The organism is Patiriisocius marinus, assembly GCF_008974325.1.
Taxonomy (GTDB): domain Bacteria; phylum Bacteroidota; class Bacteroidia; order Flavobacteriales; family Flavobacteriaceae; genus Patiriisocius; species Patiriisocius marinus.
This window is the reverse complement of record NZ_BKCG01000004.1, coordinates 16,282-30,930: the sequence shown is the minus strand read 5'-3', so window position 1 is coordinate 30,930 and position 14,649 is coordinate 16,282. Positions and strand designations below refer to the sequence as shown.

General features: G+C 35.4%; 10 protein-coding genes. 2 read left to right on the top strand and 8 right to left on the bottom strand.

Annotation, left to right across the window (positions count from 1 at the left end; genetic code table 11):
* Window positions 1–2: 2 nt before the first annotated feature.
* From GBH57_RS08570 to GBH57_RS08535, 8 genes are read right to left on the bottom strand one after another with little or no spacing between them, the layout of a single operon-like run.
* Entirely contained in the window at window positions 3–1,280 is a 1,278-nt protein-coding gene (locus GBH57_RS08570) for an McrC family protein (protein ID WP_151674080.1), read from the bottom strand.
* Complete coding sequence (locus GBH57_RS08565) at window positions 1,277–3,949, bottom strand: McrB family protein (protein ID WP_151674078.1); 2,673 nt, start codon at window positions 3,947–3,949, stop codon at window positions 1,277–1,279. The genes GBH57_RS08570 and GBH57_RS08565 overlap by 4 nt, the downstream gene beginning before the upstream one ends.
* A complete protein-coding gene (locus tag GBH57_RS08560; RefSeq protein ID WP_151674076.1) occupies window positions 3,946–5,433 on the bottom strand; it encodes an RNA-binding domain-containing protein in 1,488 nt (495 codons plus the stop codon). Before GBH57_RS08560 ends, GBH57_RS08565 begins: the two co-directional genes overlap by 4 nt.
* Window positions 5,430–6,023: a DUF4062 domain-containing protein gene (locus GBH57_RS08555; protein WP_151674074.1), complete on the bottom strand. Its 594-nt coding sequence runs from the start codon at window positions 6,021–6,023 to the stop codon at window positions 5,430–5,432. The genes GBH57_RS08560 and GBH57_RS08555 overlap by 4 nt, the downstream gene beginning before the upstream one ends.
* Before the next feature lie 44 nt (window positions 6,024–6,067).
* A complete protein-coding gene (locus GBH57_RS08550) occupies window positions 6,068–9,193 on the bottom strand; it encodes a type I restriction endonuclease subunit R (RefSeq protein ID WP_151674072.1) in 3,126 nt (1,041 codons plus the stop codon).
* Window positions 9,194–9,205: 12 nt separating this feature from the next.
* The gene (locus GBH57_RS08545; RefSeq protein ID WP_161596082.1) at window positions 9,206–10,384 is read right to left on the bottom strand and encodes a restriction endonuclease subunit S; all 1,179 of its coding nucleotides are present in this window, start codon (window positions 10,382–10,384) and stop codon (window positions 9,206–9,208) included.
* Between the two features lies 1 nt (window position 10,385).
* Window positions 10,386–12,971, bottom strand: coding sequence for a type I restriction-modification system subunit M (locus tag GBH57_RS08540; RefSeq protein ID WP_151674068.1), 2,586 nt, complete (start codon window positions 12,969–12,971; stop codon window positions 10,386–10,388).
* 2 nt (window positions 12,972–12,973) lie between these two features.
* Window positions 12,974–13,168 carry a helix-turn-helix transcriptional regulator gene (locus tag GBH57_RS08535; protein WP_151674066.1) on the bottom strand — a complete coding sequence of 65 codons (195 nt, stop codon included), beginning with the start codon at window positions 13,166–13,168 and terminating at the stop codon, window positions 12,974–12,976.
* A gap of 147 nt (window positions 13,169–13,315) precedes the next feature.
* Here GBH57_RS08535 and GBH57_RS08530 point away from each other — a divergent pair, with 147 nt between their 5' ends.
* Both GBH57_RS08530 and GBH57_RS08525 read left to right on the top strand, forming a co-directional pair.
* Window positions 13,316–14,329 carry a DUF7192 family protein gene (locus tag GBH57_RS08530; protein WP_151674064.1) on the top strand — a complete coding sequence of 338 codons (1,014 nt, stop codon included), beginning with the start codon at window positions 13,316–13,318 and terminating at the stop codon, window positions 14,327–14,329.
* Window positions 14,322–14,648, top strand: coding sequence for a hypothetical protein (locus GBH57_RS08525; RefSeq protein WP_151674062.1), 327 nt, complete (start codon window positions 14,322–14,324; stop codon window positions 14,646–14,648). The genes GBH57_RS08530 and GBH57_RS08525 overlap by 8 nt, the downstream gene beginning before the upstream one ends.
* The last annotated feature ends 1 nt before the right edge of the window (window position 14,649 follow it).

Here is a 14,649-nt window from a genome sequence, read left to right as displayed (position 1 = left end):
ATCTATGGAACATTCTCGATTGATTCTTTACTATTCTCAAACGAATGTAATATCTCCTTCGCTATATTTTTATTTAATGTTTTACCATCTAAAACTTGAGCAAAAGCTAATTCACAGGAATGGCTTTTTCCATCTTCTGCTTTAAAATATTGTCCTTTTACTTTAGTTTGGTCTGTCGTAGATGGATATAAAAGCATACTATGATTACAATTCCATCTGTAATTATAAGCATACATCTGTTTTAAATCGTCATCGCCAGGTTTACCATCATTAACTACTTTCCATTTAGTATCAACGATATAGGTGTTGACTTTATCTTTAGTTTCAATTACGATATCTGGTTTGATAACTTTAGAGTTGTTCCAAAAAACTTTTTGCTTTTGACCTCGTATAGTAAATCTATCGCTTCCTTCACGCCTCAATGATTGTAGTATGTATTCTTCCCATAGTTTGTTCATATCAAACATCAGAGCAATTAAATCACGACTTCCTGACTTGATATCTGGTCGATAGTTTAAGAGAATCAACTCAGATATAAGAAGCGCTTTTTCATATGGTATATGCTTTCGCGAAAGCGGAATCTTTTTAAAATCTGAACTTACTACTTTCAGTGATTTTGTTTCTGGAAATAATGCCTTAACTCGGTTAAGTTTGTCACGCACGACGGCTTCATCAGTAAAATGGGAGATTACTCTTATTGTTTCATTTAAAATTTGATGGATGTGATGATCTTTATCGTACAGGCTATCGTTAATGTAGAAGCGCTCCTTGTGAATGGTATTATTTGCAATTTGTTTTGCAAACTGAATAGGTCCTCTTAATGATTTTGCTTGCGCATTTTCTCGCCTGTATTTTTTAATAAGGCCTCTTTTTATAAGCAGTTCTACTTCATTTAAAAATAATTCAAAGTAGAGATGTAATAGCGAATTAGACTTTAATCGTAGTTGGGCAGTTCCTGTATTACGCGCAGTAAGTAAATGGCAGGCTTTAAGCATATCCAACAAAACACCTTGCCATACATCTTTTTCAGAATGCCTACCTGCTTTGGGAAGCACCTCGATAGTTGTTTTACCTATCTGAACTACACCAACATATTGTTTGAATCGCACACCATTAGGAATAAGTTCAAAAAATGAAGTGTCAGGATTAGCTATGTAATATTGCTCAAAAGCCTCAAAGTGAGTTTTATTAAACTTAGGATCGCTCCATTTACCCTTGAAAGTGACTCTGTCATATTCAAAAAATTGTAATGGTTTATATTGATGATTATCTATTATCAATTAACAAGCTTTTGAATGGCTGCAAGAAACTGGTCGTTTTTCATATCAATTGGATCGATGATTTCGAAAATGTCGTCTTCATAATTACCACTATCACCTTCAGGAAAATCTGCAAAAATGTTTTTATCTTTTTCTACAGCTTTTAAAAAATCTCTCCCTAAAACCAAACCTATTTTATTGAAATCATTGAAAAAGTACTCTTGAAGTAAAGGGATTATATTTTCTGAAAAAATACTCTTTAGTTTCTGAGTAATTCCGTGATTTGATCTATCTGTAAAGTTCAGGAAATAAGAATGTCCTATCTGATGATCTCTATCTACCAATCGTGTAATCCGCTTATTGATTTTTTCTAAAATAGAATGTATTTCTAAATCATTCCAGTTGTTCTTCTCTTTTAGGTGATTTTGAATAACATCATATTTAGGCATTATTTCTTTGAAACTAAATCGTCTTCTCAAAGCACTATCTAGTGCTTCTACAGAACGGTCGGCAGTGTTCATAGTTCCTATGATGTGTACATTGTTTGGTACTTTAAATTCTTTTTTAGAATACGGTAGAATGACACTCAACTCTTCTTTGCCACCAGCTCTTTTATCTACTTCTATTAAAGTTATGAGCTCTCCAAATATGGCAGCTACATTTCCTCGATTGATTTCATCAATGATGATTACATAAGGTTTGTCATTGTCTTTTACTTCCTCAAATTTAGATAAGCCATATTCTTCAAATAAATGTTCCAGTATGCCTTTTACATAAGAAGGATTGTACACATCTGTTAAAGGAGCGCCTTCATATAGCATACGAATATTATCTATCGCTGCAGGATATTGTGGGTTTTCTTGTGTGGACTCGTGAGGTTTTATTCTAAAAGTAGTCTGTCCCGTATAATTAACATCAAACTTATTCCCACGATTAGTTTGTAGCGTTACTACGCCATTTTCAAGTATATGATTTTGAAGCTTGCTTATAACAGTATCAAAATCTGAGGTGTCATTAGTTGCAGTTCTGGCTCGATCACATAGTGCTTTAAAAACACCTTTTTGCACCTCGTAAATGATATCCTTGTCATCTACTACTTTTGGTTTGATACCTTCTACAAAATCTTCATAAGTAAATGATTGATGAAAAGTACAAAATGCTATTTGTCCAGAAGTTTCTGTCCAATTTGAAATTGTGAGTTCTTTAAACTTAGCTACCAATGCTTCTCTATTCTTTTTATTAGTCCTAAAAAATTCTGGATCTATTATAGAAAGCGCCGTACTAATCGTCTGATATGTTTTCCCTGTTCCTGGTGGACCGAAAAGGATTTGGTTTATTACCTCAGAACTATTTTCACTATTCTTATTCTTTTTACCTGTTTGATTTGAACTATTCTTTATCAGATCCAATAGTGCTTCGTATGCTTCAGGAACTTTTTGCTCTAGCATCGTTACAGTGTTTTCTAAGCTAAACCTATATTTATCGATATAGGCAAATGTCGTAGGATTGTTGTGGGATGGCATTCCGTGATCGATTGGTCGATCGAGTTTGTGTATATAAGAAATCTTTACGGATGGTTTCTCACCGTTGCTACCCATATCAATAATATTCTCTTGATATTTATAACTGGACTCAATAATAGCTATCCCATTGTATTGATTTTTACCCATTATAAATACTAAATCGCCACTTCTCATTTGATTAACCCAAGGTTCAATAGCTCGTTGTCCTCTTTCTAAGTTTTTTATATTAATAGATCGGTAATCTATATCATTATTTAACCAGTCAAATGTCAACAGATCGTATTCTTTCAAAACATCCCATTTATTGGAGTCAGCGCATCGCCAGATTCTTTTGTATTTGCCTCTTAAGGCTTGGACTAAATCCATATCTGAATCTTGTGTTATTTGATCTGTCATAAAATCTTCAATATTTTCATTCTTAAAAAGGATGTACTTATAAGCATTATTTGTTGTTTTTGCTTCTACATTCCATTGTGTTCGTTTTGAATTTTTGATCTCGTCATATTGAAGCTTGAACTGTATTTTATGTTCTTGTAAAAGCTTGCTATCTATCTCATTCCAATCATCTACTGCTATTTTTATAAAGCATTGATCTGGATTGCCTTTATATGGGTATTCATAAACGAAGTCGTAATTATCGCTATGTTTTTCTTTGAAAGATGTACTTACCAAAAAGCCTATCTGAGACACTCTATCTTTTTCGTTATAAGAATACGCAGCACGCATACCTACAATGACCGAAAGATTACCTTGACTTTCTAAAGCCATTCTTACCTTATAAACTTCAATCTCTAGGTCGTTTAAAATTTGAGATCCAAAATTGATAAAGTCTTGAAATAATGATCTGTTATTTACCTTCTTATCAATATGCTTTTTTAGTTTTTTTGAATCTGTATTATTAAATAATAGGTCTTCTATTATTTTAAAACCAAAGTCTTCTAAAAATTGATTTGTGGGAACACCGCCACCGACTGATTTGAGCTCTAATTCAGGATATTTTTCTTCAATGTGATCAAATACTCTTGCCAAGACAACTTTTGGCGGCATCTTTATGTCTTCAAAAACTACGTGATAGCGTTCACTTGCGTTTTTGTCATCCCATTCTTCATTTTCTCTGAGAACATTTTTAATGGTTGATGTCCAAATTTGTTTCTCTTCTTCTGTCATTTAATCAAGTTTCTAAGATGTTCTGTGATTTGATAGCCTCCAGTTCGTTTAGAGCCTTTATATTCTATTGCATCTATATCTCTTAGTAGTTTGATATGTCGTTCTATAGTTTTATAAGGTTTATCTAAAATATCTGTAATATTTGATGCTCTTATACTTTCTTCAGTATCTATTACATTAAGTATCTCTATTAAAGAATCTTTTAACCCCTCACTTAATCCCTCATTTATTCCCTCATTTACTGGTTCATTAAGTAGTAAAGTTATTCCCTCATTTATTCCCTCATTTATTCCCTCATTTACTTTAAAAGGAATACTTACATCAGGAAACACTACAGAAACAGTATTATCTTGAACGTCCCAAATAGGAGGTTTAAAACCAAGTTCTTTACAATTAGCTATCATCTTTACTGTTCCTATTCCTATTTTCTCTATCCAGTTTCTTAAAAAGAACATATGCGCTATGTCTGGATTAACCGGTATAGATAAATGATCTTCTGAAAGTGATGTTACAGATACACCTTCAGGTAAACTTCCATAACTATTAATTTCAAGTCTATTAGGATAGATGTTAATAGCTATACTACTGGAAAATGAAGAATAATCGCGATGTATAAATGCATTTAAAAGTGCTTCTCTAATGGCTAATCTTGGAAATTTAATTTTATCAGATCTTTTCCAATCAGAATTACTAAAAGAACTCGATACTCCAAAAGCCAAATCAAAAAAATCGGTTATATTTCTTATTGACTTAAATAAATTATGATCAAATATTTTATCATAAAGCAAATTTCCATCTTCTTTAGTATTCTGAAAAACGGTTAATCGAACTCTAACTTGAGGAAAAAAGGTAACTGGCTTATTTCCAAATAGGATAACTGCGGCATTAGTGAAATCGCCATTTTTATAAAGTCCATACTTACTCAAAAACTGCAAAGGATCATCTGGAATATTATGTTCTCTTCCTGTCTTATTTACATCTTCAATACAATCTTTAATCTCAAATAAATCAATGTCTTCGATTTGTACCTCTATGGCAGGTTTTGTTTCCCATCTTTGAACAGCAAAAGAAGAACTATGAATAATATCGGCAAGTTCTTGAGATGAAGACTTTCTCGTTTCATTACCAAAGCGCATAAACACGCTACCATCATAAATATAGGGTTGACTTGTTCCTTTCCATACCGTATAAACTACAATTTGCTCATCATTAAAATTTTGAATATCTACGGACACTACAGGCTCAGGAACAATTGAGGATACTACATATTTCTGAATATGTTTTGAGATCACGTGCGCGTCTTTAAAACCTACAACGTATCCGTCGTCTTCTACACCAACGACTAACTGCCCTCCATCTTTGTTTAAGAAAGAGCATAAGACCTGGGCAACTACTTCCTTAGTAGCAGACTTTTTGAATTCTAAAGTTGATGATTCCTCTTTTTTCAGCAAGTCATCAATATAATTTAAGTTTTCATTGCTCATAATGCTTTCATATTTTCAATGATTTGTAAAATTCTATCAGTGTCAGCAAATTGAGTTTGTATCACCTTAATAATATCAGTTATATCAAAATACTCATCTGTCCAGTGACCTACACGTTCTGGGATAGGGACACCATTCTGTATAGTATCCTCATACATATCAATAACTCGAATATCATCTAAAATGTTTGTCCTTGAATATGTGAATTGTTCATTTTTAGACCTGTCATCGTTAAATCGATACTGCTTTAAAAGTGTACGCGCAACTCTAATGTCTCGATGTGCAATAAACCAATGCGGTTTTTTAAGTGCAATGGCGCGTTTCATTTCTTCGTGAGTTATTGATGTTTCCTCAATAACTCCGGAACCATAAAACGGCCTCAAAACACCAAAGAAAGCATCGCAGCTTTCTACTGCATTTAAACAATTCTCCATATTTGAAAGTCCTGGATCCACCAACATCGTTTTATAATGTGAACTTATAGGTTGATAGCCCATTTGCTCAAACAAGCCACATATTTGGTTTATCTGGTCTTCATAACCATACACTGATGAGGCAATCATAATTTCAATCTTACCGTCTGCTGTCATAAACTATTCCTTGATTTTACTATAACTCATTTTATGCATTTACTCTAAATTTCAAACCCACCTTCCAGAATAAATCTTTGTAGCAGTTTATCTACTTTAACATTTACCTTAAACGCTGGTATAGCTGTACCTTCAGTCTCTTCAAAGTAAACTTTTGCTTTATTTTTATCAACGGTGTCTTTTAAATCTGAAAAACGTCCGTACTCATCTATATTCTTCTCTGTACGACCAGAGTCCATCATTTCGCGTAAGCGCGCTTCGTCTAATCCTAAAACGGTAGCGACTTTTCTAATCTGATCGTTCTTTGCGTTATACTGGTAGATAGTTATGTAATCTTTAAGTGTTTTGCCTGCTTCTAATTGTGCATTACCGCGTTGTACATCGTGCAAAAACAAGTTAGCGTACTTCTGCTGCTCCTGTGTTAAGCTGGCAAAGGATTTGTGCAACTCGTTCAAAGTTTGCTGCAGCTCTTCTTTACTTACATCCTTGCTTTGCAGTTTTTTAAGGTACTTCTCAAAACGTGAGTTCATATAATCTGCATCAATCTTACCTGTGTCTATTTCTGTAAGATGTCCATTGATTTCATAAGGTGAACTAAAATCACCACCGCCACCTATGCCTAAAAGTTCCTTGTAACGTAGTACAAGAATCAGGTAGGTATCTTCGTCTAGTGCAAGTTGAATCACTTTCCTATCTTTGCCTTTCCCAAAAATATATTCTAATGTATTCCAAGTAAAGCCTTGTACTCTTGCAGCTTCCATAAAAGTATTGAACTCATTAAATAGCTTAGCAAAACGACCACGTTCCGATAAATCATCTGGTAGCTTTTCAAAGTTGGAAACACCTGCGCTTTCAAACAGCTCTTCTATTTCATAATAGGTAGCATTCATTACACTAAGATTAAAATCTAAGTGCTGCACAAATAGCCCGATTGCCTTATCTCCAGAATACAATTTAATTGCCGAATTTATATTACGATGCATCGTATGCGGTCTGCGGTAATAACGGATGGTACCGTGTGGCTTATCTGGTCCAAAAAGTCGGTTTGTGCGTGAGAAGGCTTGTATGATATTTTCATACTGCATACGCTTATCCATATACAAGGTGTTTACCCATTTACTATCAAAACCTGTTAGCATTTGATCTACCACAATCATTATGTCCAATTGTTTTTCGGGCGCTGTTTCTATACGTTGATAAGGTTGTTTATGAGACATTCTCGAAGCAATGTCCTTTTTCATTTTACCAAAGGTGGGCAATTTAAAGTCCTGACCATAACGCTCGTTGTAGTCTTCGATAATTTCAACAAGCGCTTCTTCTTTATATTCAGATCCACCATTATTATCTATAGAAGGATCAAACAATGCTGTTATTTTTAAATGTGGCGCAGCCGCTTTTAACGCACGATAATAGGTTATTGCCATTGGGATACTACTGGTGGCAAATATGGCGTGAAATTTACTATTCTGGCTCAAAACCAACCAGTTGTCCAAAATATCTTCTATCACTAAATTATAGTGCTGTGATCTATCGTATTGTGACTCTGGAATGTGATCTTCAATACCAGTTTCATAAGTTCCAGCAGTTGTATATGCGCCTGCCATCTCCACATCATTCATATACTTTAGGAAGATTTTCTTCTTTTTAGTATCTGCAAGTGCTTCTTCTACGGTTTGTGCTTTTGCTTTTTCTAACGCTACAGCAGTGCGTAAATCTTTGTCTTTATAGGTTAAGACTTTATAGGGATCAAAGCCTAAAACGTTTTTATCACTGATACCATCTCTAATCGTGTAGCGGTGCAACTCGTTACCAAAAACGGTACTCGTGGTATTCATTTTCTTTTGGTTCTCTTTTTCAATAGGTGTGCCTGTAAAACCAAAGAAAATTGCCCAAGGAAATGTTTCCTTAATCACAATCAACATATCGCCAAAAGTGCTACGATGCGCTTCATCTATAATAAAAACAATACGCTTGCTGTTCATTATTTTAATGTCTGCTCCGTTTGCGCCTTCTTCTTCGTTGATGAGGCTCATCTTTTGGATAGAGGTCACGATAAGTGTATTGGCAGGATCTCCACTTTTTAGTTTGGTAATCAATACACCTGTATTTTCAGTAGCTTGCACGTCTTCATCATCATCAGAAAAGGCGCGGTATTCTTTTAAGGATTGCGTACCTAATTCAATACGATCCATTAAGAAAATAACCTTATCTGCATCTTTAGAGCTGGCTATAAGTTGCGCGCTCTTAAAACTGGTCATTGTTTTACCAGAACCTGTAGTGTGCCACACATAACCACCAAGTGCTTGTTTACTTTTCCAATCGGTTTTAGCTACTTTATCGCTAATGGCATTTGCAGCATAATACTGATAACTACGCATTACTTTAAGTACGCCATCACTACTATCTGGTACGGTATAAAAACCGATAAGTTGATGCGCCATTGGTATAGAGAGTAAAGAGGTTGCGATATCACTCCAATTATTTATAGGCTCGTTATTAAAGTCTGCCCAAGTGAAATAAAAGTCTTTATTAAATTTGCCGTCTGGACCAGGATTTGCAAAGTATTTGGTTTGCGCAGGCTCCATAGCTACAAATACTTGCACCAGTGCAAACAGTCCAGAAAACTTACCAGCCTTAGCATATTTTTCTATTTGATTATAGGCTTGACTTACTGGTACATTACTGCGTTTAAGCTCTATATGTATAAGTGGCATACCGTTTATAAGCAACATTACATCGCCACGATGGTCGCCTAAAATGGCTTTCTTTTTGTCAAATCTGGGTTGTTGTACGATTTGATACCTGCTTTGTCCTGCTGCTATCTCGTGACGGTCATAAATTTTTAAACTTACTTCTTTGCCAAAATGCAAGGTGTCCTTTTGATTATCTCGTGTGATGGTTACCGTTTTACCATTTATAAAGCCATTTAATCGCAATGGTGTGCGCAGCTCATTAATTTGCTCCAGTATTTGTTGCATCTCACCACTGGTTAATGGGTGGTCGTTCAACCTATCGATATCGCGGTTATTCTCAAAAAGGATGCTTGCCCAGTTGTCTAGTAAGTCTTTTTCTGTTGGGTTTTTTATTACCTCACTTTCCCAACCTTTATGCGATAGCGCTTCAATTAAAGCGGCTTCAAAATCACTTTCTTTATGAAATATTGTTGTCATATACTGGCGGGATTAGTCTTGTGATATAAAAAGCTTACTCAAGCAGGCTTTTTTGATTTGGTTGAGTTTTTTGAGTTGTTCTTTATGGTTTTCCATTAAACTATCAAGGGTTCTGAAATAACTACCTATCTCTTTTTGTTCATTCTCTTTTGGTATAGAAACGCAAGTATTATTAATTGTGACTTTTGATAAACTCGGTACACCAGTAGATTCATCCTTTTGTTTCCAATTTGTTTTTTGAAAGAGGCAGTTAATAAAATCTAAATCATTGTTGCCAATAGGAATAGCATAAAATAGAGTATCAACAGTCCAAAAAGGTGCTTTTAAAATATATGGCTTATCAATCGTTCCTTTTCGACCTATTCCTATTGCATTTTCATCATATGATAAAGCTTCATTTACGCTTAACATATAACCACCAGTACCATAAACAGGAATCCCACCTTTTTCTAAATGCTTATAATCTCGACCACTATTCAGATTAATAATATTGGAAAATGATTTTTCCTCCCATTCCCCATCAAAACCTTTAAAACGTATCTCTGGCACATTTACACCATCCTGCGGAAACATTTTAATGAGCATTGCTTTTTTAAGGTTGGTTAGTTTTTTGAGTTGGGTGTTGTGGTTTTTTATGGAATTGTCAAGGTTTTGGAAAAATGTTCCTATTGCTTTTTGCTCTTTTAGCTCTGGGAAATCAATCGTAATTAAACCCAACTTGTCCATCGTCAGTGCCTTTTGATTAGAGCCAATGGCACTTTCTAAAACCCTCTTTTTGCCAATCCCATTTTTCAAAAAAGTAGATAAATATTTATTGTTGATTTCAATATTACTTATCCAAATTAAATTTCCATCCTTAAAATAAAAGTCAAAGTCTTTTTCAATTAAATAAGCGTTGCCAATTGTTCCCACAGCTGTTATTAAAATGTCACCCTTTTGTGGAACACCATATTCATTTTTTAATTTTTGAAATAAATTATTAGAAATGTAAAGTAAATCTTCGTTAATCGTATTTTCTCCAAGCTTCGAAATTTCAGTGCCTCTAAAAAAAGGTATTCCTTTTGGCACATAATCCTCTCGATGCACTCGCTTACTTGAACCTAAATTGGCTAACATTGAAAGTGATTTTCTTTCCCACTCACTGTTAAACCCATTAAACCGAATTTCAGGAACATTTTTAATTTCTTCCATCTTAATTTTCGGTTTTAAGTAAGTTTTTGAACTCATTCATTGCCTTCATATCGTGCTCGTTTCCTGTCAAGTCTTCCAGTAAATCGGCAAGACTATTTTCGGCTTGTTTAATGTCTTTGGCGACCTCAGAGTATGTCGTAGCATACTTATCGGCAAGGTGTTGTAGCTTTCGCGAAAGCGTATCTATTGTATTATCTGGTAAATTGTGTAGTGATTTTACAATTGGTTTAATCCACTTGTGTTGGAGTAGCTCGGTAATTTGAGAATCTGTTACCGCTTCAATAGTGTCCTTGGTTTTTAGGTGCAGTGCTAAAGCATCAGTTTTTACTTCTTTCTTTAATTTCTTTTCTTCGGTAAGTAAACCGTCTACTTTAATAATTGTTTTTTCATAAGGCTCTAACATCAGCTTACTATTTTTTTTAAGGGCAGCACGCAGTTGTTTTGCCTCGCGAATTACGGCTGCATTTGTAAAGCCTATTTTTGCCTCGTTTACGGTTTCTTCTTCTTTGTCGTCTTCAGTAAGGTCTTCAAATATGCCTTCTATACTTGCAGCGATTTGCACCAGTCTGTTTTCCTTCTCTTGCAATGCCACTAATGCTTCACTTAGATATAGTTGTTGTACTAACTCAAAAGGCATAATGCGCCCTTTCCAACCGTCTTGTACCTCAGTATCTTTACCGTTCTTTTTCTTAATAACCATATTAGCATCGACTATGCGCGTGGCTTCGATTCCTTCGGTTTGTATGATCTCGAGATCTACTTTTATGGTTTGCCATTTATCATCCAGCAATTGGTAGGCTTCATATTCATCTATTAAAGCAATAGCGTCCAATCTGGTAAAGATGTCGTTGCTTAAAATGACTTGCTCTTTAGAGATACCTATTTGTGTGGGATCGCTTAGTAATCTATCATTTAAGTAAGACTCAAAGCTGTGAAATGCTTCTTGGTACGCTTTCGCGAAAGCGGAAACACTAGAATGCGCATAGAGACCTTCTTTAATGTCGTTTACTTTTAATTGCGCATTTATAGCTGTGGTTTTTTCAAAAAGTGAGGTGCGCAAATCTGGTAATGCATCCCAATACTCTTGCAAAGCATCAATTTCTTTTACAGGAACACCGCCAAACATTGAAGCGTAGATATCCCAATTTTCTGCTGCTGGCGATGAATCTACATAACGTGGTATGTTTAGGTTATAGTCGTTTAATCGTATGGTGTCTCGCGTTACTTTTTTAGAAAATTTAGGTGTGTCCTTACGGTCACGTACCACATCTGCAATACGCCTTATATCGCTGGCACGTAGTTTATTGTTTTTACCTTCTTTTATAAATCCTTTTGAAGCATCTACGATAAGTACATCTGTGTTGGTTCGTTTTTGCCTTAATACAATTATGATGGTGGGAATACCAGTACCAAAGAACACACCAGCTGGTAGACCGATAATAGCATCTATGTGGTTTTCTTCAATAAGGTGTTTACGTATGTTGCCTTCTTCACCACCACGGAATAATACACCGTGAGGTAGTACGATATTCATAATACCATCTGGCTTTAAATGGTATAAATCGTGTAATAAAAATGCAAAATCTGCTTTGGTTTTAGGTGCTAGCCCAAAACGCGAGTAACGAGGATCTGACTCTTTATTTGCCGATGACCATTTTTGAGAATAGGGTGGATTAGAAACTACCGCATCTACATAAAGTGTGTTGTAACTATGTACTGGATCGTTTTCATCAAAATAGGGCCAGTCGTCTTCTAAAGTATCACCATTGCGTGTCTCAATATTGTCAGGCTTTAAGCCACGCATTACCAGGTTCATTCTGGTAAGGTTATACGTATTCTTTTTAAGTTCTTGGGCAAAATATTTGATATTGTCCTTATCATCCATATACTTTGCGATACTGCTACCTATGTTGATAAGCAAAGATCCAGAACCACTACAAGAATCATAAATCTGTATTTCTTTACGGTCTTTAAGATGGTCTGAAACAATCTCAGACATCAGTACAGAAACCTCGTGAGGTGTGTAAAATTCTCCTGCCTTTTTACCTGCATTAGCTGCAAATTTTTCAATCAAATACTCATAGATAAAACCGAGCACATCATAATCTTGCTTACCATCCATAGGGATATCCTTGATAAGATATAGCAAGTCTCGTATGGCTTTAGTTCGTTTTGCAGCGGTATCGCCCAGTTTACTTAAACCAGTTTCTAGCGTATTGAAAATACCGTCAAACAGTTTTTTATGTTTGGGACTGATGGATCTATTAAAAGCTGATAGTGCCGTAATTACGTTGTCCTCACTAAAATCTGCACCTTCTTCTATCCAAGTATGAAATAGATTATCATAAGATAGAAAATAGCCGATGCTCTTTTTGATGAACTTAACGGTCTCTGTATCGTCCTCACTTAGTGCTTTTATATTTTCCTCAGTAAAATCGTTTTTACGGGCAAACTGTAATTGTTTTTCAGATAGGTATTTATAAAATATAAAGCCCAGTATGTAATCTTTATATTCATTTGCCTCGATTTTAGATCGCATTTGGTTGGCACTTTCCCAAATTTTTGCAGCAAGTTGTTGTTTATTCATAGTTATTTCTTAGTTGGCTCTATTAGTTCTCTTACATCAACATCCAGTATAGTGGCGATTTCATTCAAAATTTCCAGTCTGGGTTGTTGCCTGTTTTGCGCATAGGCATTGACCATATTATAGCTTTTGCCTAGCTCTTTTGCTAACCACTTTTGTTTAATTCCTTTTTGTTCTAAAACGGCTTTAATTCGGTTCATCGTTGTCACTATTAGTTAGCAATTTCTAAAGATAAAAATTAGAAGGATATATCTCATTATTTGAGTACTAAAATGTCGTAAATAGTTCCATAGTACCATTCTGTTACGCAACTCACACCACTTCAAAATTTACTTTTATGAGCATACGTGAGCGCACCAAAACAACATACACTTAAAAGTCCTGATGGCAAATACAACTATCTTTTATTTGATAGTGTCTTTGTTTTCAATGCTTTTGTAGATGATGAGATTAAAAACCTCTCGTCTGCAAATCAGTCGCGTTGGAATTTTATAGAAGAAAGTACCCATAGTCAACTACAAAGTGGAACTGATTGGTACGGCACACCAACGCCTAAAGACATTAAAGAACTTAACGAACATCGTATCTTTTTAGGGATGCCTCTGGTAGCTGAGATTCAGCCAAAAATTAAAGAGAAACTCACACATTATTTACAATATCTCAACGATTTTGTAATGCCAAAACCAAAGATGGCTTATAATGATCGTGGTCTTGGAGTGTTTTCTTTTGAGCGTGCTGCGATGGGAATGTATCAACAGTTTCCTATCAATACCACTTCGCCACTTAACACCTCTGTAAGTCAGATGAATATTGAATTGGGAAACAAGAAAGTGCTCACTTCGGTTAAGAGTGTGTTTGCCTATTTCAAAGATAAACAGATGTCGTATCCGTCGCTTCAACTTTACATTATGGCTGGCGCAAATGCTCACGTAAAGGGTAACGATTTGCTTTATGTAGGTCTGGCTTGTGCAGAGCTTGTGGAGTTTATGGAACTGCGTGGCGTTTCGGTTGAAGTGAATGTGATGTTGGGCACTTCTTTCAATAATCAGGTCACGATGGGTTGTGTGCGTGTGAAACGTTTTCAGGATAAACTGGATAAAAACCAATTGCTATTGATGAGTAGTGACCCACGTTATTTCAGGTTTCGTGGGTTTAAATCCTTGGTGGCGATGAGCAACTATTTCGGTCTCACGATTCCTTCTGGTTTGGGAACTATTTCGGCTAGTATGGGTACCGCTTTCGCGAAAGCGATAAACCCAAAAGGATTCGTCTTTGAACAAAGTTATTCGATGGATTCGGCAGTTAAGGAAGTCTCACAAATCATTACCAATTATAAAAATCAGTTGCAGCCAAATGGATAAGAAAACCTTAAAACAAAGTGTCATTCATAAGATAATGGACAGAGCGATTGAGATCAATAAAGCTTGTAAAGAACGATGTACAGATTTTCAGATTATGCTTTCGCGAAAGCGTAAAAACACACTCATCCTGCGCTGGACTACGATAGATATCTCAAACGAAGATAATCCACTACAATGTTACCGTTACGAGTGTTTTAAAACCGATGGAACGTCGCAGTTGTGTTCCATTCACTATGCAGACCAGGAGGAAGCAAATGATTTTATTTGGTCGCTGGAACCGCTGTACCATCAACAATATGCCATAGATCATAAATTATAGA

Excerpts from the sequence above, each read along its gene's own strand:
- GBH57_RS08565 (WP_151674078.1), bottom strand. The coding sequence starts at position 3,949 with ATGACAGAAGAAGAGAAACAAATTTGGACATCAACCATTAAAAATGTT.
- GBH57_RS08560 (WP_151674076.1), bottom strand. The coding sequence starts at position 5,433 with ATGAGCAATGAAAACTTAAATTATATTGATGACTTGCTGAAAAAAGAG.
- GBH57_RS08555 (WP_151674074.1), bottom strand. The coding sequence starts at position 6,023 with ATGACAGCAGACGGTAAGATTGAAATTATGATTGCCTCATCAGTGTAT.
- GBH57_RS08550 (WP_151674072.1), bottom strand. The coding sequence starts at position 9,193 with ATGACAACAATATTTCATAAAGAAAGTGATTTTGAAGCCGCTTTAATT.
- GBH57_RS08545 (WP_161596082.1), bottom strand. The coding sequence starts at position 10,384 with ATGGAAGAAATTAAAAATGTTCCTGAAATTCGGTTTAATGGGTTTAAC.
- GBH57_RS08540 (WP_151674068.1), bottom strand. The coding sequence starts at position 12,971 with ATGAATAAACAACAACTTGCTGCAAAAATTTGGGAAAGTGCCAACCAA.
- GBH57_RS08535 (WP_151674066.1), bottom strand. The coding sequence starts at position 13,168 with ATGAACCGAATTAAAGCCGTTTTAGAACAAAAAGGAATTAAACAAAAG.
- GBH57_RS08525 (WP_151674062.1), top strand. The coding sequence starts at position 14,322 with ATGGATAAGAAAACCTTAAAACAAAGTGTCATTCATAAGATAATGGAC.